The organism is Mycobacterium yunnanensis, assembly GCF_025823185.1.
Taxonomy (GTDB): domain Bacteria; phylum Actinomycetota; class Actinomycetes; order Mycobacteriales; family Mycobacteriaceae; genus Mycobacterium; species Mycobacterium yunnanensis.
Window position 1 is genome coordinate 93363 of sequence record NZ_JACKVK010000011.1, and the last position, 26214, is coordinate 119576.

15 protein-coding genes are annotated in these 26214 nt (G+C 68.7%); 4 read left to right on the forward strand and 11 right to left on the reverse strand.

Going from position 1 to position 26214, the window contains the following annotated elements:
* Position 1 precedes the first annotated feature (1 nt).
* From H7K45_RS20150 to H7K45_RS20160, 3 genes are read left to right on the forward strand one after another with little or no spacing between them, the layout of a single operon-like run.
* The gene (locus H7K45_RS20150) at positions 2–931 is read left to right on the forward strand and encodes an ATP-binding cassette domain-containing protein (protein ID WP_263997734.1); all 930 of its coding nucleotides are present in this window, start codon (positions 2–4) and stop codon (positions 929–931) included.
* Positions 928–1671, forward strand: a complete 744-nt coding sequence (locus tag H7K45_RS20155) for an ABC transporter permease (RefSeq protein WP_263997735.1) — start codon at positions 928–930, stop codon at positions 1669–1671. The genes H7K45_RS20150 and H7K45_RS20155 overlap by 4 nt, the downstream gene beginning before the upstream one ends.
* Entirely contained in the window at positions 1668–2456 is a 789-nt protein-coding gene (locus H7K45_RS20160) for an ABC transporter permease (RefSeq protein WP_263997736.1), read from the forward strand. Before H7K45_RS20155 ends, H7K45_RS20160 begins: the two co-directional genes overlap by 4 nt.
* Here H7K45_RS20160 and H7K45_RS20165 read toward each other — a convergent pair.
* The 9 genes from H7K45_RS20165 to mutA all read right to left on the reverse strand — a co-directional run bounded on the left by H7K45_RS20165 (position 2453) and on the right by mutA (position 23783).
* Positions 2453–5668 carry an MMPL/RND family transporter gene (locus H7K45_RS20165; RefSeq protein WP_263997737.1) on the reverse strand — a complete coding sequence of 1072 codons (3216 nt, stop codon included), beginning with the start codon at positions 5666–5668 and terminating at the stop codon, positions 2453–2455. The genes H7K45_RS20160 and H7K45_RS20165 overlap by 4 nt on opposite strands.
* Positions 5669–5964: 296 nt before the next feature.
* Positions 5965–7296 (reverse strand): hypothetical protein, encoded by a 1332-nt coding sequence (locus tag H7K45_RS20170; protein ID WP_263997738.1) that lies wholly within the window; start codon positions 7294–7296, stop codon positions 5965–5967.
* Positions 7293–8654, reverse strand: a complete 1362-nt coding sequence (locus tag H7K45_RS20175) for a hypothetical protein (RefSeq protein ID WP_263997739.1) — start codon at positions 8652–8654, stop codon at positions 7293–7295. The genes H7K45_RS20170 and H7K45_RS20175 overlap by 4 nt, the downstream gene beginning before the upstream one ends.
* Before the next feature lie 3 nt (positions 8655–8657).
* The gene (locus H7K45_RS20180) at positions 8658–10148 is read right to left on the reverse strand and encodes a condensation domain-containing protein (RefSeq protein WP_263997740.1); all 1491 of its coding nucleotides are present in this window, start codon (positions 10146–10148) and stop codon (positions 8658–8660) included.
* Between the two features lie 59 nt (positions 10149–10207).
* On the reverse strand, positions 10208–16462 hold the full coding sequence (gene pks2, locus H7K45_RS20185; RefSeq protein WP_372512617.1) for a sulfolipid-1 biosynthesis phthioceranic/hydroxyphthioceranic acid synthase: 6255 nt from the start codon (positions 16460–16462) through the stop codon (positions 10208–10210).
* Between the two features lie 833 nt (positions 16463–17295).
* Positions 17296–18561: an esterase/beta-lactamase LipL gene (gene lipL / locus H7K45_RS20190; protein WP_263997742.1), complete on the reverse strand. Its 1266-nt coding sequence runs from the start codon at positions 18559–18561 to the stop codon at positions 17296–17298.
* Between the two features lie 91 nt (positions 18562–18652).
* On the reverse strand, positions 18653–19621 hold the full coding sequence (meaB, locus tag H7K45_RS20195) for a methylmalonyl Co-A mutase-associated GTPase MeaB (protein ID WP_263997743.1): 969 nt from the start codon (positions 19619–19621) through the stop codon (positions 18653–18655).
* Positions 19622–21880: a methylmalonyl-CoA mutase gene (scpA, locus tag H7K45_RS20200; protein ID WP_263997744.1), complete on the reverse strand. Its 2259-nt coding sequence runs from the start codon at positions 21878–21880 to the stop codon at positions 19622–19624.
* A gap of 1 nt (position 21881) precedes the next feature.
* On the reverse strand, positions 21882–23783 hold the full coding sequence (gene mutA / locus H7K45_RS20205; RefSeq protein ID WP_372512596.1) for a methylmalonyl-CoA mutase small subunit: 1902 nt from the start codon (positions 23781–23783) through the stop codon (positions 21882–21884).
* A 148-nt stretch (positions 23784–23931) separates the two neighbouring features.
* On the opposite strand from mutA, the gene H7K45_RS20210 reads away from it, so the two are divergent.
* Positions 23932–24666: a TVP38/TMEM64 family protein gene (locus tag H7K45_RS20210; protein WP_263997747.1), complete on the forward strand. Its 735-nt coding sequence runs from the start codon at positions 23932–23934 to the stop codon at positions 24664–24666.
* Here the strand turns inward: H7K45_RS20210 and H7K45_RS20215 are convergent.
* Together H7K45_RS20215 and H7K45_RS20220 are read right to left on the reverse strand one after the other, a co-directional pair.
* Positions 24644–25000 carry a DoxX family protein gene (locus tag H7K45_RS20215; protein WP_263997749.1) on the reverse strand — a complete coding sequence of 119 codons (357 nt, stop codon included), beginning with the start codon at positions 24998–25000 and terminating at the stop codon, positions 24644–24646. The genes H7K45_RS20210 and H7K45_RS20215 overlap by 23 nt on opposite strands.
* Positions 24997–26205 (reverse strand): SPFH domain-containing protein, encoded by a 1209-nt coding sequence (locus H7K45_RS20220; protein ID WP_263997750.1) that lies wholly within the window; start codon positions 26203–26205, stop codon positions 24997–24999. The genes H7K45_RS20215 and H7K45_RS20220 overlap by 4 nt, the downstream gene beginning before the upstream one ends.
* Positions 26206–26214: the final 9 nt, after the last annotated feature.

Sequence of the window (26214 nt, forward strand, 5' to 3'; positions counted from 1 at the left end):
GGTGATCGAGGTCGCTGGCGTCACCAAGACGTTCGGCCAGCTACCCGCGCTTCGCGAGGTCAGTTTCTCGGTCCCGACGGGGACGGTGTGCGGGCTGCTCGGGCACAACGGCGCCGGCAAGACGACCATCGTCAAGATCCTGTCCACCCTGCTGGAGCCGACTACCGGCACGGCGACGGTAGCCGGCTTCGACGTCGTCGCCGACGCCGACCAGGTCCGCCGCAGCATCGGGGTCACGGGTCAGGACGCGGCGCTCGACGGCGCGCTCACCGGGCGCGAGAACCTCGTCCTGTTCGGACGTCTGCGCGGCATGAAGCGCAAGCAGGCCGCGGGCCGAGCCGACGAACTCATCGAGAGCTTCGACCTCGTCGCCGCCGCCGACCGCGAGGTCGCCACGTACTCCGGCGGCATGCGTCGACGCATCGACATCGCCGTCTCCCTGATCGTGCCCCCGAAGGTGCTCTTCCTCGACGAGCCCACCACGGGCCTCGACCCGCGCAGCCGACGCGACGTCTGGACGCTGGTGTCCTCGTTGGCCGCGCAGGAGGTGACCGTGCTCCTCACGACGCAGTACCTCGAGGAGGCCGACGTCCTCAGCGACTCGATCGTCATCCTCGACGCCGGCCGCGTCATCGCCCGCGGTACCGCCGAGGAACTGAAGCGCAGGATGGGCCAGGGCTACTGTCAGGTCACCCCGCTGCACCCGGAGGACCTGGTGCGCGTGGCCTCGGCACTCGGCACCTACGAGGGCGTCGAGGTCGACGCCGCCGCCAACACGGTGGCGGTGCCGGCCCCACAGGGCGTCACCACGCTCGCCGAGGTGTTCCGCAAGCTCGAGGAGCTCGGCGTCGAGTTGATGGACATCTCACTGCGCAAGCCGTCACTCGACGAGGTGTTCCTGCACCTCACCGGTCCCACGCTGAGGGTGTGAGCGCCGTCCTCGCCCTGACCGAACGCCAAGTCGGGGCCTCCATCCGCAACCTCGACCTGGTGTTCGCAGTGCTCGTTCCGGTGCTGACCTTCGTCGGGTTCACCGTGGGTCTGCGCAACGTCATCGACACGGGCGGCATCGCCTATCCGCAGTACGTGCTGCCGGCGGTGGTGGTGCAGTCGATGCTGTTCGGCGCCCTCAACACCACCGACCTCGTCGCGCACGAACGCGCCTCGGAGTTCGGCGTGCGGCTGCGAACACTTCCCATCTCGGTGTACGCGCCCATGCTGGCGCGGATGTCCTACTGCCTCATCCGGGGTTGCCTGGCACTGGCCGCGACGTTCGCCGTGGCCTACCCGTTCGGCTTCCGGATGGACGGTGGGCTCGCCTGGGGAGCCGTGTTCATCGTGCTCGCGCTGACGTTGACGCTGGCGTTGTCGTTCGGAGCCGAGGCCATCGGATCCCGGGTCAAGCGGTTGGACACCTCCAGCCAGCTGCTGGTGATTCCTCAGCTGCTCCTGGTGTTGCTGTCCACGGGGATGGCCCCCGTCGAGTCCTTCCCCACCTGGGTCCGGCCCTTCGTCGAGTACCAGCCGATCTCTCAGATCACCGAGACACTGCGCGGTGTCGCCAGCGGTCACGTCGACGGGCCCAATGTGGCGATCACCCTCGTGTGGTGCCTCGGTCTGCTGTCGGCATTCGGGTGGCTGGCGGCCCGTGGCCAGGGTCGGCGCTCGTGATCGTCGTCGAACGCCGCCGGTTCCCCGTCGTCGTCGAGAGCGCGGTCTTCGCCGGTCGGTTGATGACGCTGTGGCGCCGCAACCCCTTGGTGCCCCTGCAGTCGGCGTTGTTTCCCACGATCCTGCTGATCGTCTACTACCTGCTCGTCAGCAGGTCGATGATGCGTCTGACCGGTAGCGACAACGTGGACACCGTCGTGTCGATGTGTGCGGTCGCCGGTGGCATGTCGGGGTCGGTGGCCGCCGCGCTGTCGATCCCCGTCGAGCGACGGAACGGGCTGATGGCTCGCTTCTGGGTGATGCCCGTGCACCGGGCCAGCGCGCTGACCGGGACGCTGCTCGCCGAGGCGGTGCGCACCGTGGTCGCGACCGTGGTGATCGTGGCGGTCGGCATGATCCTCGGGATGCGGTTCCACGGTGGCCTCGCCGCCGCCGTCGTGTTCGTGACGATCCCGGTGCTGTGGGTGACGGTGTACGCCACCGTGGTCATCCTCGTCGCCCTGCGCAGTCGTAGCGTCGCCATGCTGACCTGGCTGAACGGGGTGTCGCTCGGCGCGGTGTTCGCCAGCTCGGGGGTGGCCCCGCTCGAGCTGTTCCCCGCCTGGCTTCGGCCGGTGGTTCGGTACCAGCCGATGTCCGCGACGATCCAATCGATGACGGATCTCGCGCGCGGCAGCGTCTCGGTGCAGCCGCTCCTGCTGACGTTCGCGTGGATCGCTGGTCTAGGCGTGGTGGCCGGGGTCCTCGTCATGCGGGGCTACCGAGCAGCAGTGCGGGCTGCCTAGTCCTCGTTGCGCCACGCGGCGTTGATGCGGCTGGCCGTCCGGACCGCCACCGCGTACCCCTCGTCGCCCACGTCACCGTCGTCGTCCACGTCGGTTCCGTCGGTGCCGCCGGGGGCCACACCTGTTCGGATGGGGCCCGTCGGCCCCTCCTCCTCGTACGCCTGCGCGGCCGCCGCCCTGGCCTTCCTGCGCTTCTCCTCGATCATCTGCCGCGGCGTCTTCGACGGCCACCAGTTGCTGTCACCCACCAGGACGGCGACCGCCGGAACGGTGATGGTCCGCACGATGAACGTGTCCAGCAACAGCCCGACGCCGATGACGAAGCCGAGTTGGACGACGGTCGAGAGGCTGCTGACCGTCAGCGCCAACATCGACGCGGCGAAGATCAACCCCGCCGAGGTGATGACACCGCCGGTGGCGCCGACGGTCTTGATGACCGCCGATCTGACGCCGTACTTCGCTTCGTCCCGGATCCGAGATATCAGCAGCAGGTTGTAGTCGGCGCCCACTGCCACCAGCACGAGGAACGCCATCCCCGAGACGCTCCAGTACATGTCTTGGCCCAGGACGAACTGGAAGAAGACGACGCCGATCCCCATCGCCGAGACGAATGACAGCACGACCGACAGGACGAGGTAGATGGGTGCGACGATCGCCCGGAGCAACGCCACCAGGATCAGGAACACGATGACCAGCGTCATGATGACGATGTAGTTGAGATCGTGGTCGTAGTGGTTCCGGATGTCGTTCTGGAACGCCGAGAAGCCGACCATCGTGATCTGCGCGTCGGCGAGGCTGGTGTTGGGCTTGGAGCCGTTGGCGGCCTTGAGGATGAGGTCCACCTGGTCCATCGCCTCGGCGCCGAAGGGGTTCAGCGCGGTCTGCACCAGGTACCGCACGGTGTGCCCGTCGTCGGAGACGAACAGCTGCGCGGCCTTCTTGAATTCCTTCTGCGTGAGCACCTGCGGCGGAATGTAGAAGCCCGACATCGCCGGGTCCGACGCGTCACGCTTCATCGCCAGCAGGAATCCCGACGCCTGGTCGAGGCCGCCGCCGATGTTGCGGGTCTGGTCGACCAGGAGCTGGACGCCGTCGGCGAGCTGCTTGCTGGAGTCGGCCAGCTTGTTCGCGTTCTGACGCAGCTCGCCGAGCTTGGCGTCGAGGTCGCCCTCGTCCTCGATGCCCAGCTGCTGCAAACCGGCGAAGGCCCGCTCGAGGTTGCTGCCGACCTTGCGGATGGTGTCGTCGAGCCGGTCGGTGCCCTTGGTGTCCTTCAGACCCGCGCTGAGCGCCTTCAAGTACGTGATGTCGGCCGGGTTGTAACCGTCCACCCGGCGCTGCAGCTCGGCCCGCGACGAGACGCACGCCGGGTCGATGTTGCACGCCATGCTGCTGTTGAGCACGACGAGCATGGACTTCGACGAGTCATAGGCGTTGGTGACCGTGTCGAGGCTGCTGCCGAGGGAATCGCCGACGGACCGCATGTTGGCCAGGATGGCGGCCTGCTTGGACAGGTCGTCGAAGGTGACGTCGTCACCCATGGCCTCCTTGACCTGGATCAGCCCGCTGAACACCTCGCGAATCGATCCCATCGACCCGAGCAGCTGAAGGCGGATCTGGTTGTTGACGTCGGCCAGTTGGTGCGCACCATTCGCCAGCAGCGTCAGGTTCTGGTCGTTCGTGGCGATCAGTCCGGACGCGTCGGCGAGCTTGCCGCCCACCTCTCCGGCCTGATAGGTCGACTTTGCCTCCTGCAGCATCTCGCCGTTGGGCCTGGTGATGCCGCGCACCGAGTCGATGCCCGGCACCTGGCTGATGCGGGTGGCCATCTGCTCGAGGTCGGCCAGGGACTTGGGTGACCGGAGGTCGACGTTGGGCGCGTAGACCTGGATGAACTGCTGCATCGTGGTGCTGACGGGGAAGTGCTTGACGAGGGCGTCGTAGCCCTGGTTGCTCGGGGCGTCGTCGGGCAGGTTCTTGCGGTCGTCGTAGTTGTACTTGATCAACGTCGCGCACCCGGCCAGGGCAAGCAGGACGACGAGGCTGCCCGCCAGGTAGGCCTTGGGCCGTCGCACGATGCGCACGGCCGACATCCGCCAGAACCGCCCGGTGATGTCCTTGCGCGGCTTGACCCATCCCCGCCTGCCCGCGAGGACCATGAGGGCGGGAAGCAACGTCATGGCCGCCAGCACCGCGATGAGGATCGTGACCGCCAAGGAGGGCCCGACGGTGAGGAAGACCGCCAGCGTCGCGAACGACAGACCCATGAAGGTCAGGGCGACCGTCGCCGCCGAACCGGCGATCACCTCGCCGATGGTCGCCAGCGCGTACACCACGGCGTCGTCGGAGGCCATCCCCCGCCGCAGACACTCCTGGTATCTGCTGAACAGGAACACCGCATAATCGGTGCCGGCGCCCATCAACATGCCCGTCATGAGGACGATGGTCTGAGGACCGATCGGCAGGCCCAGTTCGCCGAGCCCGGCGACGACCTGCTGCGCAACGCCCATCGACACGCCGATAGTGATGAGGGGCATCAACATCGCGACCAGGTTGCGGTAGACGATGACCAGGATGGTGAAGATGGTGACGACGGTCGAGACCTCGATGATGGTCTGGTCGTGCTCACCAATCTTGTTGAGGTCCTCGAAGGTGGCCGAGGCGCCCACCACGTTGGCCTTCAGCGACGACCCCTTGGTGACCTCGTTGACCGTGTCGAGGGCCTTGCCGTAGGCCGCCTGCCCCGGGCCGGAACCCATCCCGCCTTCCAGGCTGATCGGCAGCGTCCAGGCGTGTTTGTCCTTGCTCGTCATCGCGTCGCGGAGCTCGGGAATGGAGACGAAGTCCTGGGTCGACTTGACGCTGTCGGTGTCGGCCTTGAGTGCGGCCACCAGCTTCCGGTAGACGTCCTCGTCGGCTGGCGTGAGCTCGTTGTCACTCGACAACACGACGACCGCGACGTTGCCGCCGTCGGCCTCTTTGAACGCGTTCTTCATGTGGTCGCCGGCGGCGAGGATTGGCGAGTCCTTCGGAAGGAGATCCGGCGGATTGCGCTGCGCCACCACGAACAGCGGACTGATCAACAGGAACAGCGTGCCGGCCAGGGCCAGCCAGAAGACGATGATGGCGATGGGACGCCGGACGACGAATCTACCCAGCGCCTCGAACACTTGGTGCACCGAGACGCCGCGAGTATCGCCGCGGGTGAACATCATGTGAGGTTACACCGGCCAGCAACGGTGCCGGTCCAGCCGACGACGGCTGCCAGCGCACTCTTAGTCACGTCGAGAGGACCCACGTGCTCCAACTGTACGTACGGGACGGCAAACGGGAAATTCGTCGGAGAATCAACACGTTTCGTACCGATCGACTGTTTCGCACTCGTCGAGAGTCGCCGTCCTCAGCCACTGAACCGCCACCCATGTCGGGTCGAATGTCGTCGCCGCACAGGCTCTCTCGCGCAACCTCCGTCGGGCCGCCGCGGCCGCGACGCGTCGAGGTCCTCGGACTAGATGACGGTGCCCTTCAGACCGAAATCGGTCAGCGCGCGAACGACGTGCTCGGCCAGCCACTCCCGGGTGTTGGCCGCACCCACTTCGTAGGCCACCACGTTGAGTGAGACGCTGCCGGCGATGCGTCCGGCCGCCACGACCAGCTGACCGCCGGCTCTCTCGAGAGCCGCACGGGTGACCCCTTGGTCCACGGGGCGAAACAGCATGAACTGGGCGTCGGTGCCGTCGGCACGGGCCATCTCGGTCGGCACGTCGCCCAGATTCGAGCACGACACCGGCAGGTCGCCGAAGATGACCTCGGCCGTCCGCCGGACGGCGCGGACGGGCACGAACGGCGTGATCGGAAGCAGCTCGTGCTTGTCGTCATGACCTTCGCGGACCGCGGAGAGCGCTTCGCGCACAGCCGTTCTGGCGTTCGTCAGATCTGCGGTCGCGCCGGTGGGGTTCACCGTCGCGGTGGCTATCTGCATGGCGTTGCCGCGGTGGTCGTCGTCCCCGCCACGGTCGCTGAGCGCGATCAGCAGCGTGACGGCTCCGTCGGACGGTCGCGCCCGGCCCATCCGCTCCCCCAGGACGGCTCCGAACCCGGCGAGCAGCGAATACCCGGTGCCGCCAAGTTCGCCGGCGCGGGAATCCCACTCGGCGGCCTCGACGACGGCGGAGACCGTCGGCAGCACCACGGGGCCGTCGGGACCATCCGGTGCGGCAGGGGTGCCGGCCGCACGGGACTCGGAGATGCTGGCGCGGCTGCGATGGGCGTACTTGGCGGCCGTGACGACGGTGCGCGCGAAGTCGGGCAGGTCGCGGGCCACCTGACGGGCGTCCGATGCCAGGGCCGCGCGACGGGTCCGCGATCGCGGCAGGCGGTAACCGAGGTCGCGACGAGCGCCACCGATGGCGTCGACCAGCGTGCGCACCGACGCACCGTGGTCGAGCAGACAGTGCGACGCCACCAACGTGACCGCCGTCGTGCCGTCGGTCATCGGCAGCACGCCCAGGTGCCAGCCCGGTCCGTGCACCGGGTCGACGCGGAGCTGGGAGCGCTCGTCGAGCCACCCGCCCAGTTCGCCAGGCGGTCTCGCAGGCTCCACGTCGAGCGGAGTGGCCGGACCGGTCGCAGCCACCCACCGATGCCGCCCGAACGGCAGAATCGACGGCTCGATGAGCCGACCGGCAAAGCCGTATCCGACGTTGCGGTGAAGCCGCCGCAACCCCGCCATGTCGACCGGATGGGTGTAGACCCACACGTACTGGACCAGTTGCGAACGCCCCGTCGCCTGCATCGACAGGAAGGTGGCCTGGTCGATGTAGGCCAGCCGGTCGGTCACACGATCGTCCCGGTGAGTTCGAACTCGTCGAACACCGCGGCCAACCGTTCGCGCAGGGCCTGCTTGGTGTTCTCGACGCCGGGCTGGTACCCCACGACGGTGATCGTGACCTTGCCGTCGAGCCGACCGGACACGACGGTCAGCAACCCGCTGCGCTCCTCGAGCACACCGCGGGTGATGCGCTGGTCGATGCCGCGCAACCACACCTGCTGCGCCGGCGCTCCTGCGGGGCAAGCGAGTTGCACCGGCAGGTCGCCGACGTTGGAGCTGGACACCGGTTGGTCGGTGAAGCCGAACGCCAGGTCCGCGCCGTGCCGGACGGCGAACTTGGGGACGAAGGGGTTCAGTGGCAACAGCGCCAAGGCTTCGTCGGGCTCGTCGCGCATCACCTTGAACGCCTCCCGCACCGCGGTACGGGTGTCAGTCAGGTCCTTGGCGACGTGAGTGGGGTCGACGCGGACGTAGGCCAGCTTGACGGCGTTGGCCCGCGTGTCCTCCAGCGTGCGGTCGTTGATGGGCACGATGAGCCCCACCGTCCCGTCGGATGCCAGCGCCCGACCCTGATGCACCGCGAGCCGGGCCGAAAGACCAGCCTGGAGTGAATGACCGTTGCCGCCAAGGGCTTCGGCGCGGGCGTCCCACTGTGCGAGGTCGACGAACGCGGAGACGGCCGGCACGATCACGGCTTCGTCGGGACGGCCGACCCTTGGCCGCGCCGGCGCGGGCGTGCCCGCCGACTGCCTGCGCTTGGCCCGGACGAACTTCGCGGCGGCTACCAGCGTGCGCCCAACCTCGGGCAGGTCACGCACCGTCTGGCGGGCGTCGACGAGCAGCGCCTCGCGCCGCGTGCGTGACCTGGGCAGCGGGTAGCCCAGATCGCGTCTGGCGCCCATGACGGCCTCGAATACCGACAGGAACGCACCCCCACCGTCACCGATGCAGTGCGAGCCGACCAGCGTGATCGCGGTCGACCCGTCGTCGAGAGGCTGTACCGCCATGTGCCAGGCGGGACCGTGCTCTGGGTCGATGGGGACCTGGGCCCGCTCGTCGACCCAGTCGCTGAGCTCGGCGCGAGGCCGCGGGGTCGTGGCGACCTCCAGCGGTGAGGGCGGACCGAGCGAGGACACCCAGCGGTGCCGCCCAAACGGCAGCACCGACGGTTCGATCAGCCGCCCCGCCAACCCAAAGCCGAAGTCCTGGTGGAACCGTCTAAGCTCGGCCCAGTCCACCGCGTCCTCGTACACCCAGACCATTTGCATGGCCGCGGACTGTCCGGTGGCGCGTAGGCCGAGGAACAAGGCCTGGTCGACGTAGTCGAGCAGGTTGTCGGTGGTCGGCCGAGTCTGCGTCGACGCCAATGCTCAGCCCTTGGCCATCGGCAACAGCCGTTCCCGGTCGCGAACAGCGTTGCGGTGCAATGCTTCTCCGTGCCGAAGATGGGCGCGGCTCGGTGCCGGGATCGCACCGTCGGCAACGCCGAGGTAGACCGCCACCATGGCCGCCAGGTACCGGTCGACCGATTCGCGGGCGATCGGGTTGTCCGGGAACGCCACGGTCACCGAGGTCTCGCGCTCGCCGCGGTTGACCCACAGACCGATCTGGTACGCCGAGCGCGCGTCGCTGAAGACGCGGCCGTTCATCCGCTCCCACTCGGCGATGATGCTGGGCGACAGGGGCGGCAATCCGGCGTCGAGGAACGACACCATCGGCACGCCGGGATCGGGTGCACGCAGCCCCAGTTCCCCGTCGGCCAGCTCGAGGACGCGGTCGAACGGGATGGGGCCCAAGCACATCCGACCGTCGAAGGACTCTTGAGCCGCTCGGGCGGTGTCGGCGAACGACGTGGGGTCGACCGTCACCGAGACGGGCACCACACCGGTGAACCATCCCGTGGTCTGGAACTCCTCGGGCGTCGCGCGCGTCGTGGTCGGTGTGATCACGTGATAGTCGGTCGAGCCGGTGAGGGCTTCCTGTGCCATCGCCGCGCACGCGAAGACGCCGCCGATGAAGCGGGCGCCCGCGGCCGTGCAGGCCGCCTCGAACCGATCCGACTGCTGCTTGTCCAGCAGTCGCACCGTCACCAGGTCGCCGGTCTTCGACCACGGCGGATCACCGAGCGGGAAGGGGAAGTGCGGCAGCGTGCCGTCGTTGCACTCGGCGAAGCGGATCCACTCCCGCACCTCCGGCGAATCCAGCGTGAGGCTGGACAACGTCTGGCTTTGCCGTGAGCAGTAGTCGTCGTAGCTGCCCGCGGTCGGAAGCGGAATCGGGCCCGCGCCACTGATCAGCGCCGCGTACATCATGTGGATCTCGACGAGCACCAGACCCATGAACATCGCGTCGGTGTGCACGTGGTCGACGCTGATGTAGAAGGTGAAGTGGTCGGCTCGCTGAATGATGCCGAAGGAGAAGCAATCCCACTGCAACGGGTTGGGCGTGGCGAGCACGTGCTCGCGCCACTGGGTTGCCGACATCTCGCCGTACTTGGTGGGCACGAACGAGATGTCCCGCGGATTCTGGACCGTCCGGCGAAGGATCTCACCGTCGTCGGTCATCTCGAACCAGCTGTGATAGGTGTCGTGACGACGCAGGTAGGCGTTGACGACGTGCGACATCGCACGAATGTCGCACTGCCCCTGCATGTCCCAGGCCGGGATGTTGAGCCGGGCCATGTCGGTGCCGTTGGCCACGTGGTTGAGGTACCCACGGATGTGCTGCGCCTGCTGGTAGCTGGGCGGCACGGAACTCACCGGTGCGTTCATCACCTTGGCCCGGCTGGCGGGCGACGGGTGCCAGGACACCACGTCGCCGGATGCCCCAATCCAGTCGTGGATCGCCTTGATCGCAACCATCTATCTCTCCCCTGGTCCTGAAACTTCGGTGAGCGACGTCATCGGCGCTAAATCGATGGTCACGGCGACACCGCCGGCTGGGCGGAGTCGACGTCGAGGTCCGCGGCGATCATCTCGCTCAACCGCTCTGCGAGTCCACGCACCGTGGTGACGTCGGTCGACCCGATCCGCACACCGGTTTCCGACTCGAGCCGGGTGCGCAACTCCAACGTCCCGAGAGAGTCTAGGCCGTATTCCGACAGCGGCCGATCCGCGTCGACCGAACGCCGCAGGATCAGGCTCATCTCCTCGGAGATGAGCCGCCGCACGCGGGCCGCCCATTCCTCCCGCGGCAACAGGCGAAGCTCCTCGAGGAACTCACTGGAGCCCGACCGATCCTGGCCCATCGAGGCAAATGCCTCCGCGAACGGGCTGGTCTGCGCGAACGCCGTGAGCCACGCCGCGCCGGCGACGGGCGCATACCCGCTGTACACCCGGGTGTGGCGCATCAGGGTGTCGAATGCGTACGCACCGTCCTCGGGAGCGATGGCCATGCCGTCGTTGTCGGCCATGGCTTGGCCTGCACCGATCTGAGCCCACGCACCCCACGCCACCACCTGGGCGGGCAGGTCATGGGCGCGGCGCCACCGCGCGAACGAGTCCACCCAGCTGTTGGCGGCGGCGTAGGCACCCTGGCCCGGCGAGCCCACCATCGCGGCAGCCGAGGAGAACAGGCAGAACCAGTCCAGCGATGCGGTGGCGGTGGCCTCGTGCAGACGCCACGCTCCCGCCGCCTTGGGCGCCCAGTCCCGGTCGATCAACTCGTCGGTGATGTTGGCGAGCGTCGCGTCCTCGATGACCGCGGCGGCGTGCAGGACGCCGCGCAGCGGAATTCCCGTCGCGGTGGCCGCGGCGACCATCCGGGTGGCGGTCTCCGCCTCGGACACGTCGCCGAGAATCACCTCGACCTCGGTGCCGCCCTTGCGAAGGCGTTCGATGGCGCGTTGCGTCTCGGGCTTGGGCGCGGAGCGGCCGTTGAGGATGATGCGACCACACCCGGCGGCGGCCATCTTCTCGGCCAGGAACAATCCCAGCCCACCAAGGCCACCGGTGACGACGTAGGCACCGTCGGCACGGAACGCTGGCGCCCGCTCGGCGGGAACCACGGCCGCGAACTGACCGGTGCGTGGCACGTCGAGCACCAGCTTGCCGGTGTGCTCGGCGGCACCCATGGCGCGAATGGCGTTGGCGCCGTTGGCCAATGGGTAGTGCGTGGTCTGCGGCGGCGGCAGCACGCCATCGGCGATCTGCTGGTACACCACCTCGAGGAGGCTCCGCAGCGTGTCCGGGGCGACGAGGGTCAGCAACGCCAGGTCGACGGCGTAGAAGGACAGGTTCCGCCGGAACGGGAACAGGCCCATCTTGGTGTCGCCGTAGATGTCGCGCTTGCCGATCTCGACGAACCGGCCACCAAAGGTCAGCAGCTCGAGACCGGCGCGCTGGGCGGCGCCGGGCAGCGAGTTCAGCACGACGTCCACGCCGTAACCGTCGGTGTCGCGGCGGATCTCCTCGGCGAACGTGGTGCTGCGCGAGTCGTAGACGTGGGTCACGCCCATGTCGGCGAGCATCCGCCGACGAGCGGGGCTGCCTGCCGTCGCGTAGATCTCGGCGCCCGCCGCCTGCGCGATGGCCACTGCGGCTTGACCGACGCCACCCGTTGCGGAGTGGATCAGCACCTTGTCACCGGATCCGATGCGCGCCAGGTTGTGCAGCGAGTACCAGGCGGTGGCGTGCGCGCTCGGCACGGCCGCGGCGGTGGCGTCGGGCAACTCGGCCGGAATGCGCACCGCGAGGTTCGCATCGCAGGTCACGAAGGTGCACCAGGCGCCCGTCGCCGAGATCCCTGCGACGCGGTCGCCGATCTCGTGGTCGGTCACGCCAGCACCGACGGCGGTGACGACGCCTGCGAAGTCCGCACCCAGCTGAGGCATGCGTCCCTCGAAGGACGGGTAGCGGCCGTAGGCGACGAGGACGTCGGCGAAGTTGAGGTTGGACGCCGAGACGGCCACCTCGATCTGTCCCGGGCCCGGTGCGGTCCGCTCGTAGGCGACCAGCTCGGCCGACTGCAGGTCACCCGGCGTGCGAATCTGCAGTCGCATGCCGTCGCGTTCGGGGTGCACCACGGTGCTGTGGCGCTCCTCGGGCTGCAGCGGGGTGACGTTGAGGCGGGCGGTGTAGTAGTGACCGTCGCGCCAGGCCGTCTCGTCCTCGTCGGACAGGGAGAGCAACTCGGCGCCGACGAGGGCGACGTCGGTGGCGTCGTCGACGTCGATCTGGGTGGGCCGCATCCGCGGATGCTCCATCCCGATGACCCGTACCAGGCCGCGAAGGCCGCCCTGGGCCAAGTTCGGGGTCTCCCCCGGCAGCACGCTCTGCGCACCCCTGGTCAGGACGAAGAACCGGGGCGGTTCGCCTGCCACGTCCGGCAGCACCTTGGCCACGCGGACCAGGTGACGGACGTGGTCGGCCCCGTCGACGACCAGGTCGGCGTCGGCGGCGCGGGGATCCTGGATCACCACGACGGCCGCGCTTTGCCGGGCGGTCAGGGTCCGGTGCAGCAGGTCGGCGTTGGCGGCGTGGTCGCCGTCGGCGCTCCACGTCATCGCCGTCACGTCGGCCTCGCCGGCCTTGAGGACGTCGGCGAGCTGATGTGCCAGCATGTCGGACTCGTCGGAGGTGCTGATCAGCAGCCAGTGCCCGTGTCCGACGACGTCGGTGGCCGGCAGCTCCTGGCGGCGCCAGTCGATCGTCAGCAGTCGCTCGTCGAGGCGCTTGTCGCGCAATCCCTGCTCGGAGACGCCGGTGCCCAGGCGGAGGCCGGCCACGGTCAGCACGACCGCGCCGTGCTCGTCGAGCACCTCGACGTCGACCTCGACCGACCCCGCGCTGGCGCTGACCAGCTGCACGTAGCAGTAGTGCGCGTTGCGGGTCGACGCGTGCGCCCGCAGCCGCCGCACGCCCAGCGGCAGCATCAGCGTGCCGGTGGCGTCGGTGTGGAGGTCGGGGTGGGCACCGACGGCCTGGAAGCAGACGTCGAGCAGGGCGGGGTGGATGCCGTAGGCACCCTGCTGTGAGCGGATGGAGCTGGGCAGCGCCACCTCGGCCAGCACCGAGCCGCCGGGGCCCTCGGTGGTGTGGGCGGCCGTCAGACCGGTGAACGCCGGTCCGTACTGGATGCCCCTGGCGTCGTACCAGTCACGCATCTCCGCGCCGGTGAGCTCCACGGGGTGCTCGGCGAGCAGCGCGGTGACGTCGTAGGTGGCGGCGTCGGCCGAGTCGTCGGCGGTGTGCAGCACCGCGGTGGCACGTCGCACCTCCTCGCCCTCGAGCCGGGTGGTCACCTGGAAGTCGGTCTCACCGTCGGAGGTCAGCGAGGCGACCGCCGAGATGGGCGTGTGCGGTTCGAGCAGCAGAAGCTCCTCGAAGACGATGTCGCGGGCTTCCGACGCCTCGCCGAACACCGTGCGAGCCGCCGAGAGGGCCATCTCGCAGTAGGCGGTGCCGGGAAGGGCTGCGACGCCGTGCACCTGGTGGTCGGCGAGCCACGGCTGGGCGTCGGTGCCGATGTCGGCCTGCCAGACGTGTCGTTCCGGCTCCTCGGGCAGCCGCACGTGGGCACCGAGCAGCGGGTGGACGGCCAGCGTCGACGCGCCCTGCTCCTGTCCGTCCCTGGCGAGCATCAGATGCGGGTGGTGGAACGTCGGTAGAGGGGCGTCGACGAGCGCGCCGACCGGCCACAGCGCGGCGAAGTCGATCGCGGCGCCTGCGCCGTGCAGGGCTGCCACGAAGTCACGCAGGCCGTGGGGCATCTCCTGCTCGCGACGCAAGCTGGCCAGGGCCGCCATGCGGACGTCGAGGCTACGGGCGTTCTGGTCCACCGCGTAGGTCAGCAGTGGGTGCGGCGACAGTTCGCCGAAGACCCGGTAGCCGTCTTCGAGGGCCGCTTGCACGGCCGCGGCGAAGCGGACCGCGTGGCGCAGGTTGTCGGCCCAGTAGTACGCGTCGAAGTCGGCGGGGTCGCGCGGGTCGTACAGCGTCGACGAGTAGTACGGCACCGTGGGTTCGTTCGGCGTGAGGTCCGCCAGCGCCTCGGTGAGTTCGTCGAGGATCGGGTCGACCTGCGGGGAGTGCGAGGCGACGTCGACGGCGATTTCACGGGCCATGATGCCGCGCGCCTCCCATTCGGCCGCCAGCTTGCGGACCGACTCCTTGGCGCCGCCGACCACCGCGGACTGCGGGGAGGCGACCACCGAGAGCACGACGTCGTTGACGCCACGGGCGGCGAGTTCAGAGAGCACCTGCTGGGCGGGCAGTTCGACCGACGCCATGGCGCCGGACCCGTCAAGGGTGGCCATCAGGCGGGACCGGCGGCAGATGACCTTGACGCCGTCCTCCAGCGAGAGCGCTCCGGAGACGACGGCGGCGGCCACCTCACCCATGGAGTGGCCGATCACCGCGCCGGGCACGACGCCGTGGGACTTCATCGTGGCGGCCAACGCCACCTGCACGGCGAACACGGTGGGCTGCACGTTGTCCATGCCGGTCACCACCTCGTCCGAGGTCATGGCCTCGGTGACGGAGAACCCGGACTCGGCGGCGATCAGCGGTTCGATCCGAGCCACGGTGTCGGCGAACACGGGCTCGGACGCCAGCAGCGCCTTGCCCATGCCTGCCCACTGCGACCCATGCCCGGAGAACACCCAGACGGGACCGCGCTGGCCCTTGTCGACGGCGGCCTCGTACGGGTCGTCGCCCTCGGCGACGGCGCGCAGTCGCTCGACCAGCTCCGCGCGGTCCGTAGCGATGACGACGGTGCGGACGGGCCGGTGGGCGCGTCGCCGCGCCAGTGTGTAGGCCAGGTCGGCGAGGTCGACGTCGTCGGAGCCGTTCTCGACCCAGTCCGCGATCCGTCCCGCCGTGCGGCGCAACTCGTCGGGCGTGGTGGCCGACAGCGGAAAGAGGTGCGGCCCCGTCGCCCGCTCGGGGTCGGTGCCGGCGTCGACCGTGCGGGTCGGCGCACCGGCGGGGGCCTGCTCGAGCACGGCGTGGACGTTGGTTCCGGACAAGCCGTAGGACGACACCGCTGCGCGCCGCGGATGATCGCCCGCGACGGGCCAGGGAGTCTCCTCGGTGGGCACGAAGAGGTTGGACTCGATGCTGGCAATCTCGTCGGGCATCGAGGTGAAGTGCAAGTTCTTCGGTACCACGCCATGCTGCAGCGACAGGATGGCCTTCATGAGGCCGACCGCGCCGGACGCGGATTGGCCGTGGCCGAAGTTGGTCTTCACCGAGCCGAGAGCGACGGGTCCGGTCTTGCCGTAGACGGCCGCGAGGCTGGCGAACTCGATCGGGTCACCGACCGGGGTTCCGGTGCCGTGCGCCTCGACCATGCCGATGGTGGCGGCGTCGACGCCGCCTGCCGCCAGCGCTGCCTCGTAGACCTTGGTCTGCGCGTCGCGCGACGGGGTGGCGATGTTGACTGTGTGACCGTCCTGGTTGGCCGCCGTGCCGCGGATGACTGCCAGCACGTCGTCACCGTCGGCGAGCGCGTCGTCGAGGCGCTTGAGCAGAAGGACGGCGGACGCCTCGCCGGAGACGAAGCCGTCGGCGTGAACGTCGAAGGCGTGGCAGGTGCCGGTCGCGGACAACATGCCCTGGGCCGAACCCGAGGACATCTTGCGGGGCTCCAACATGATGGAGACGCCGCCGGCCAAGGCCATGTCGCTCTCGCCGGCGTCCAGGCTGCGGCACGCCATGTGCACGGCCAGCAGGCTGGACGAGCAGGCGGAGTCGACGGTGAAGGCGGGTCCGTGCACGCCGAGGTGGTAGGCGATGCGGCCAGAAGCCAAGCTGAAGTTGCTGCCGGTGAACCCGTACGGGCCCTCGACGGCGTTGGCGTCGGCGGCGAGCAGTTGGTAGTCCTGATGGGTCATCCCCATGAAGACGCCGGTCAGCGAGCTCGCGATGGCGGCCGGGTCGATACCGGCGTGTTCGATGGCTTCCCACGCGGTTTCCAGAAGCAGGCGCTGCTGGGGGTCGATCGCAATCGCTTCGCGCTCGCTGATGCTGAAGAAGTCGGCGTCGAAACCGGCGACGTCGTCGATGAACGCGCCCCACTTGGAGACCGACCGGCCCGGCACGCCGGGCTCCGGGTCGTAGTACTCCTCGGCGTCCCAGCGATCCAGTGGCACCGTGGTCACGGCGTTCACGCCGCGCATCAGCGCAGCCCACAGACCCGCTGGCGAATCGATGCCACCGGGAAGTCGGCACCCCATGCCGATCACGGCGATTGGGGAGACCGGTGTCTCTGCCACGTACTTCACCCTCTCCAAGGAACGAACCAAGGCTCCCGACTCGGTTGTACTGCATGAAGACGTCGGTCCCTGGCGCGGTGGATCAGTTGTGTGACCTTTCCATGTGCACCTGGGCTGACTATTGACGAGGAGTTCCGGACCAGCAAACCGAACTTTAAGTACGAACCATTAGTACGAAAAGTTTTGGCAAATCCGTTACCGCCCTTTCCAAGTCAACATTCTCCGGACGGGACACTACACCGACAGCTACCTATTCGTCCCAACAACCTCGTTTAGCCGCATACGCAGCGGAAATGCCGTTTATTGACGCACACGTACGTTGTTAGCGACCTTGTCCTGGTGTCTTTAATGTTTCGCCGCGTCGAAAACTAGCAAACACATTTAGCGCCTAGGCAAATGTGACGTTGCGCATTGTCACCACCACGCCGGACCGGGCCTCCGTGGTTAACCGTACGTTCATACTCCCAGCGTGAGATGTCCCCATGCGCCGCGATAGGTGACCGCACGGTTACGACGACGCGGTCATCGAGGGTCGGCGAGGTCGAACCAAGATGTGCCAGGGTGAACATTCTGGCTACTCTGACACCGATTGCGACAATGGCATCTGACGTAACTCTGGCAACATCTGTGAACTCTTGCGTACGGAATCGACCGATCTAGGGCTTCCGAGGGGCCGTATTGGCCCAAAGCCGTTGCATCACAAGGGAACCAATGCGACAACGCCCGTTGTCGTCGTGGCGGGCCTTCACGGGCGCCGGGCGAAAATTAGGGAACGAATCAACCGTGCGACTTAGTCACACCGCGGCGGAGAGCCCGGAGAATGGTGCGCCGAGGTTTGCCACGGCGTTAAACCCCTCCTTGCGGGCTCGGAAAACACCTCGCCTGATCATTGCGGCGGTGGCGACGAAACCCGCCTGGTCGCTGACCAGCAGCGGGGTCAGCAGGCGGTTGTGTACGAAACCGAAGGCCATCCCGCTGTGCGGGTCGGCCCATCCCAGGGATCCGCCGAGACCGACGTGACCAAAACCGGGCAGGACGCCCCCCAGCGGCAGTCCGTGGTACCCGAGATGGAACGACAGCGGCATGATCAGGCCGGCGTCGGGATGCAGGCTCGGACGCCCGCTCAGCGTGGCCGCCAGCTCGGTCGACAGGTACTGGGTGCCGTCGATGCGGCCACCGTTGGCGATGGCCCCGTACATCCGAGCCAACCCCCTGGCGGTGGCGACTCCGTTGGCGGCCGGCAGTTCGGTGTCGAGCAAGGAGATGTCACCCTGCACGGTGGCCTTCATGCCGGGGAAGTACATCGACCCCAATCCGCCCGAGAACGGCAGCGACGCGATGTGGGGAGTGACGAAGTTGACCAGCGGATTCTGAAACCTGCTCTGGGGCCCAATGATTCGAGCCGGCTGGGTGGGAGCGTCGGCGGGCGGCCTGCCCAAGTGGATGCCGTCGACGTCGAGCGGCTCGGCCAGCTCGGTGCGAAACAGTTCCCGCATGCCGCGACCGGTGACCGCACGCGCCAGCCCCGACATCAGCCAGCCGTAGGTCAGCGCGTGATAGGACGGTTTGCCCTTGAACCATCCCATGGGGGCCGCGGCCATCCGATCCTCCATCAGGAGGTGGTCCATCAGGTCGGCGCCGCTGGCGCCGTTCAGTTGGGACAGGCCGGCTCGGTGTCGCATCAGCTCCCGCACGGTGACGTTGCCCTTGCCCTTGGCAGCGAAGGCCGGCCAGTACCGGGCCACGGGGGCGTCGTACTCGATCAGGCCGCGATCGGCGAGCCGGTGGATGACGGTGGAGGCCATCCCCTTCGTCGCCGAGAACACCATCGCGCCCGTGTCGGCGGTCCACGGCCTCGTTCCCCGGCGGTCAGTCCACCCGGTCCACACGTCCACGACGGGTTGCCCGTCGAGGTAAATGCAGAGAGCACCACCACCGAAGCGTTTGCCTGGAAAGAGACCCCCGAAGGCGCGCACCGCAAGGCTGAAATTGGGATCCGCCACGCCGCGGACCCCGTGGGGAAGCGCCGCGCCGCGCTCGCCGCCGATGGCTGGAATCACGATGAACGAAATTACTCTCACCGCGGGCAACCCGATGCGTGTTTACCGATCCGTTAGCGAATCGACCGGTCCCGCTCCACCTCTGCGCCGGTCAGTACACGAGGTCGAGGATCTCCTGGGCGGCGAGCGCCGGGGTCAGCAGTCCGTCGCGCACGCGTTGCTCGACGTCGGCACGGACGGCCTTCACCCCGGCGTTGGAGGACACCTTGTCGAGCACGGCGTCGCGCACCATCGACCACATCCACTCGACCTGCTGGCGGCTTCTGCGGGCGTCGAACTCCCCCGCCTCGGTCAGCACCCGGCGGTGCTCCAGCACCGTCGCCCAGAGTTCGGCCAGCCCGGTGCCCTCGAGCGCACTGGCAGTGAGGACCGGTGGGCGCCACAGACTTTCGCCGGGGTAGAGCAACCTGATCGCACCGCTCAATTCGCGGGCGGCCGCCTTGGCCTCGGCGGCATGCCTGCCGTCGGCCTTGTTCACCACCACCACGTCGGCGAGTTCCAGGACGCCCTTCTTGATGCCTTGCAGCTGATCCCCGGTGCGCGCCAGCGTCAGGAACACGAAGGTGTCCACCATGTTGGCGACCGTCACCTCCGATTGGCCGACGCCCACCGTCTCGACGAGCACGACGTCGAACCCGGCCGCCTCCAGCAGCACGATCGTCTCGCGGGTGGCCTTGGCCACCCCGCCCAGGGTGCCCGAGGTCGGCGACGGCCGGATGTAGGCGTCGGGATGCACGGCCAGGCGGGCCATCCGCGTCTTGTCTCCGAGGATCGACCCACCCGTGCGCGTCGACGACGGGTCGACGGCGAGCACCGCCACCCGGTGGCCCTGGTCGATGAGGGACATCCCCAGCGCCTCGATGGTGGTCGACTTGCCCACCCCGGGCACGCCCGTGATGCCGACGTGCAGTGCCGAGCCGGCGTCGGGCATGAGGTCCATCAGCAGCCGCTGAGCGTCTTCCCGATGGTCGGCCCTCGTCGACTCGACCAGGGTGATCGCCCGCGGCAGCGCCGACCGATCGCCACCTCGGATGGCTGCTGCGAGCTCGGACGGATCCATCTAGCCGAGGGTGCCGTAACCCAGCCGCTCGGCCAACTTCTCGAGAAGGCCGATCGCTGCGTCGGCGATCACCGTGCCCGGAGGGAAGATCGCAGTCGCGCCGGCGGCGTACAGCTCGTCGAAGTCACCGGGGGGAATCACACCGCCGACGACGACCATGATGTCCGGGCGCCCCGCGTCGGCCAGGGCGTCCCGCAGCGCGGGCACCAACGTGAGGTGACCGGCGGCGAGCGAGGACACCCCGACGACGTGCACGTCGTTGTCGACCGCCTGGCGGGCGACCTCGTCGGGGGTGGAGAACAGTGAGCCCACGTCCACGTCGAACCCGATGTCGGCGAACGCCGTCGCAATCACCTTCTGGCCGCGGTCGTGGCCGTCCTGTCCCATCTTGGCGACCAAGATTCGCGGCCGCCTACCGTCGGCCTCGGCGAAGCGCTCGACCATGTCGGTGGCCGCGGAGACGTTTCGCACGTTGGAGCCCTTCCCCACCTCGTCGCGGTACACACCGGCGATGGTGCGAATCTCCGCCTGGTGGCGACCGTAGACCTTCTCCAGCGCGTCGGAGATCTCCCCGACGGACGCCTTGGCACGCGCCGCCGCGATCGCCAGCGCCATCAGGTTGTTCTCCAGCCCGTCTCCGTCGGACGCGCCTGCCGCCCTGGTCAGTTCCGCCAATACAGCCTGCGTCGCGGCGTCGTCCCGCTCACTGCGCAGCCGCTCGAGCTTGGCAATCTGCTCGGCCCGGACCCGGCTGTTCTCGACCTTGAGGACCTCGACCTCCTGATCGGCGGACACCTGATACTTGTTGACGCCGATGACAGTCTGGGCCCCGGAGTCGATGCGCGCCTGGGTTCGGGCGGCGGCCTCCTCGATGCGCAGCTTCGGGATGCCCTCGTCGATGGCCCTGGCCATGCCACCGTGCTCGGCGACCTCGGCGATGTGGGCCCGTGCCTTCTCGGCGAGCTGATGGGTCAGCCACTCCACGTAGTACGACCCACCCCACGGGTCGATCGGCCGGGTGGTGCCGGACTCCTGCTGCAGCACCAACTGGGTGTTGCGGGCGATGCGCGCCGAGAAGTCGGTCGGCAGCGCGAGTGCCTCGTCGAGGGCGTTGGTGTGCAGTGACTGGGTGTGGCCTTGGGTGGCGGCCATCGCCTCGATGCACGTGCGGGCGACGTTGTTGAACGGGTCCTGAGCGGTCAGCGACCACCCCGAGGTCTGCGAGTGCGTGCGCAGCGACAGCGACTTGTCGTTCTTGGGATCGAACTGCGCGACCAGCTCACTCCACAGCAGTCGGCCGGCGCGAAGCTTGGCCACCTCCATGAAGAAGTTCATGCCGATACCCCAGAAGAAGGACAGTCGCGGCGCGAAGGAGTCGATGTCCAGACCGGCGGCCAACCCCGCCTTGATGTACTCCACGCCGTCGGCCAGGGTGTAGGCCAACTCGAGGTCGGCCGTCGCACCGGCTTCTTGGATGTGGTAGCCCGAGATCGAGATCGAGTTGTACTTGGGCATCTTGACGCTCGTGTAGCCGAAGATGTCGGAGATGATCCGCATCGAGGCCTCGGGTGGGTAGATGTAGGTGTTGCGGACCATGAACTCCTTGAGGATGTCGTTCTGGATGGTCCCGGCCAACTTCTCCGGCGGCACGCCCTGCTCCTCGGCGGCGGCGACGTAGAGCGCCAGGATCGGCAGCACCGCGCCGTTCATCGTCATCGACACCGACACCGACGACAGGTCGATGCCGTCGAAGAGCTGGCGCATGTCGAGGATGGAGTCGATCGCCACCCCGGCCATGCCGACGTCGCCGGCGACCCGCGGGTGATCGGAGTCGTACCCCCGGTGGGTCGCCAGGTCGAAGGCGACCGAGAGTCCCTTCTGGCCGGCGGCGAGGTTGCGCCGGTAGAAGGCGTTGGACTCCGCGGCGGTGGAGAAGCCGGCGTACTGCCGGATGGTCCAGGGCTGGTTGACGTACATCGTCGGGTACGGACCGCGGACGAAGGGCGGAGCGCCTGGGAAGCTCTCCAGCGGGTACCCCGCCTCGACGACGGCGTCGCGGTCGGCCGCGACGTAGACCGGTTTGACGTTGACACCCTCGGGCGTCACCCAGTCGAGTTGGTCGGGGGTGTAGCCGTGCGCGGCCGCGGCCGCGGACACCAGCTCGTCGACGGCCTCGGTGCTCGCCGGTGCCGACGCGGTGCCGTCGCCGTGCAGTGGCACGTCGGCGAAGCTTCGAATCCCAGGGGTCACCGCGGTCATGTCAGGCCCCCAATCGGGTCAGCAGGGTGGACAGCGCCGCGATCGCGTCGATCTTCGCGGTCAGGTACTCGTCGGGACGGTGCTCGGCCGGGGCGTCGCCCATGGCCTTCTCGGGACCGGCCAGGTAGACGTGCGAAACACCCGCGGCCCGAGCGGCTTTCACCACCTCGGCCGCCTCGGCTGCGTAGCGGGCGTCGGTGCCGCAGACGACGACCGCCGCCGGGTTGCCGGCCTCGTCGACGGCTTGGGCCACGCCCGCCCCGGTGACCGTCCCGGGGTTGACGGTCTCCACCCCGCCTGCGGCCAACAGGTTGGCGGCGAAGGAGGTACGAACGTTGTGTTCGGCCAACGGCCCCACGGGCAGCAGCAGCGCGCGCGGCCGAACGCCGTGCGTGGCGAGGTAGGTGTCGGAGCGGTCGCGCAGGGCCTCGAAGCCCGCCGCGTAGCGCGCCACCGAGGACGCCGTCGACGACGCATCCGACGGCGGCAGCGGGGCCTCGGCGAGGTTCGGGTACCCGTTGACCCCGGTCAGCGCCGTGCGTCGGTGCGCGAGGTCGTCGCCGCGTGCGGCGCGCACCCGGCCGATCTGCTCGGCGACGTGGTCGGCCGCGTCGGCGAAACCACCCCGCGCCTCCACGTCCTGGACGTGTCGCCAGGCCTCCTCGGCGAGCCGACCGGTCAGGTCCTCGACGAACCAGGAGCCGCCTGCGGGGTCGAGCACTCGGCCCAGGTGTGACTCCTCCAGCAGCAACAGCTGGGTGTTGCGCGCCATTCGGCGCGCGAAAGTCCTTGCTGCGCCGGGCAACCCGCCAGGAATTGCACTGTCGAACTCGAGCACCTGGACGGTGTCCGCACCTCCCACGCCCGCCCCGAAGGCGCCCAGCGTGGTGCGCAACATGTTCACCCAGGGGTCGCGCTGGGACAGCATGGCCCGCGAGGTCACGGCGTGGACGGTGGCCGCCCCCGCCTCGGGGTGGCCGAGTACCTCGGCCACCCGGGCCCACAGCTGACGCGCGGCCCGCAGTTTGGCGATGGTCATGAACTGGTCGGCGTCGGCGGCGAAGCGAAACGAGATCTGGGCGAGCGCATCCGGCGTGGCGACGCCGCCGTCGCTCAGGAGTCGCAGGTAGGCCACCCCGGCCGCGATGGCTCCGGCCAGCTCCCACGAGGCGCTGGCACCGAGGTCGTGCAGGCCGGCTCCGTCGACGGTCACCGCGCGGACGCCGCCGCCGTACCCCGAGGCGGAGGCGGCGGTCGCGACGACCTCGTCAGCGCTGGGTGCGGCACGGTGGGTCAGCACCGCGGTGAGCGGGTCGGCCCCGAGGTCGACCGACAGGCGTCGGCGTTTCTCGTCGTCGAAACCCGACACCAGCGACAGAACGGCGTCGGCGGCGGCGGCGTAGTCCGTGCCGGATTCCACGATCATCGGGACGAGGTCGAGGAACACCCCCTCCAGCAACCGGTCGAGGTCGGCCACCTCGACGCCCCCCGCCTCGGATGGTCCTACTCGCAGTACCAACGCGCTGACGCCGTCGACCAGTGCGCCGAGCACCGCGTCGTTGCCGTCGGACACGGATTGCCCGTCGGCCGGGAAGGACTCGGCCACCTTCCATCCGGACCTGACGTCGCGGTGGGCGTCGCCCCCGCGGACGAAGGGCCACCGACCGGGCAGCGGTGGTTCGGGGAGTGCGTCCCCTGCGGTGTACAGCGGGCGGATCGGGAAGCCCTCGTAGGTGGGTGAGTCCAGGAGTCGCTCGGGTTCGGGACCCAGCTCGGCGGGCTCCGTGCGGCGGCTCTTGGCCAAGACGCCCGCGACGGACACGCGCCACTGGTCACGGTCCCGCTCGGCCGTGCCGAGACTCGAACTGGACACCTGTTCGGACACTGTTGACTCCCCTGTCATCGACCTTGATGCAGCGTGTGACTTGACAACTGTCCAACAGGCTAAATGATCGCGGTCACGGCGCTAACCCACGGGCGCGACGCTACTGACGGGTAGCTCCGTCGCGTCGGCTCGTGGGCCCGCCTGAGGACCCGTACTCTCGGAAGACGTGAAGGGGATAGTCAGCACGTTGGGTGCGGTGCGGCGCTCGATCGCGTCGACTGCCGCCCAGGTTCCCCGGCGCAAGTTGGTCGCCATCGTGGCCGCCGTTGTGATTCTCGTCGCAGTCGCCTCCTTCGTGCCGTTGCCCACCGCGGTACAGATGCGTGACTGGGCCACCTCGGCGGGCCCGTGGTTCCCCCTGGTGTTCTTCCTCGCCCACGTGGTGGTCACGATCTTCCCGTTCCCGCGGACTGCCTTCACGCTGTCGGCGGGTCTGCTGTTCGGCCCGTTGCTCGGCGTGTCGCTGGCCGTGTCGGCGTCCACCGTCAGCGCGATCATCGCGCTGTTCGGCGTCAGGGCCGCCGGCCTTCAACTCGACCGGCTGGTGTCACACCCGCGGGTGGCGATGGTCGACGCACGCCTACGCCAACGCGGTTGGCCGACCGTGCTCTCACTGCGCCTGATCCCCGCGGTGCCGTTCTCGGTGCTCAACTACGCCGCCGGAGCGTCGGCCGTGCGGCCCGTGCCGTTCGCGATTGCGTCCTTCGTAGGCCTGCTGCCGGGCACGGCGGCCGTGGTCATCCTTGGCGATGCCCTGACCGGCAACGTCAGCCCACTGCTGTTCGTCATCTCGGCGGCCACCGCCAGCCTGGGTGTCGCTGGGCTGATCGTCGAGGTGCGCAGCCATCGGCGTCAGGATCGGCGCGAGGACCCCGCGCCTAGCGTGACTCCGGCCCCGTGACGGTCATCGCGCCGAATAGGCCGAGGAATGTGCTCGCCGCGACGAGCCCGGGGCTCCAGTCCTTCGCCCGTACGTGAGACCCGACGGCCAGCACGAAGTAGACGGTGAGCATGAACGTGGTGAGCCGTGCCAGCCGCGGACACCGATACACCGACAGCAGGCCGACCGCCGAGGCCGCCTTCACCACCGGCAACACCGGTCGAATGTTCTCGGCCAATCCGACGTCGTCGAGTGCCTTCTCGATCGGTGGAATCATCTTGGCGCATGCCACGGCGTCACCGGCCTGCATCGCCGCCAAGACGGCGTAGGAGCGGCGGGAGGTGAGCGCGCTCACTGGTCGAGCTGACCGTGTCGAGGCGCCGAGTAGTCGACCGAGGGCGGCTGCGCCTGCTGCGTCAGCGGGGCGTACTGCGTCGGCGTGTCGACCGCGCCGGCCACCGGGGTTCGGGCCTCCGCCACCGCCTGCGCCACGGCTTGGGCGATCTCCGGATCGGACTTCGTGTTGAACCACTCCGCGACCTCGGCGGAGTCGTCCTCCGGCTTGGGCAGGTCCTCCTCCACGGGTGACGGCGTGTACCGGAACACCCCGTCTTCACCCGGCGCGCCGAGCATCTTGGTGAAGCCCTGCAGTGCCGAGCCGAAGTCGCTGGGCACCAGCCACACCTTGTTGGCCTCACCCTTGGCCATCTGCGGCAGCGTCTGCAAATACTGGTAGGCCAGCATCTCCGGAGTCGGCCGCCCCGCCTTGATCGCGGCGAACGTCTTCTCGATGGCCTTGGCCTGGCCTTGGGCCTGCAGGTAGGACGCCGCGCGCTCACCCTGGGCTCGCAGCATGCGCGACTGCCGATCGGCCTCGGCCGCCAGGATCGCCGCCTGCTTGGCGCCCTCCGCGGCGAGGATTTGCGCTTGCTTCTGCCCCTCGGCCTGCTTGATCGAGGCCTCCCGGTTGCCCTCGGCGGTCAGGATCATCGCGCGCTTCTCGCGGTCGGCGCGCATCTGCTTCTCCATCGAGTCCTGGATCGACGGGGGCGGATCGATGCTGCGCAGCTCCACCCGCGCCACCCGCAAGCCCCAACGACCGGTGGCCTCGTCGAGCACCCCGCGGAGCTGGCCGTTGATCTGGTCGCGGGAGGTCAGCGCCTGCTCGAGGGTCATGCCACCGACGACGTTGCGCAGCGTCGTGGTGGTCAGCTGTTCGACGCCGACGATGTAGTTGCTGATCGCGTACACCGCGGCCTGCGGTTCGGTGACCTGGAAGTAGACGACCGTGTCGATGTTGACCGTGAGGTTGTCCTCGGTGATGACGGGTTGCGGCGGGAAGGACACCACCCGCTCCCTCAGGTCGACGCGCGCCCGAATCTTGTCGATGAACGGCAGCAGCAACGTCAGCTGTCCCGACACGGTCTTGCTGTAGCGGCCAAGGCGTTCGATCACCGCCGCCTCCGCCTGCGGGATCACCTTGACCGACTTCGCGACGACGATGATCGCGAAGATCACCAACACCGCCGCGACGACCAGCCCGAAGAATGCACCGTCCATTTGCCGTTC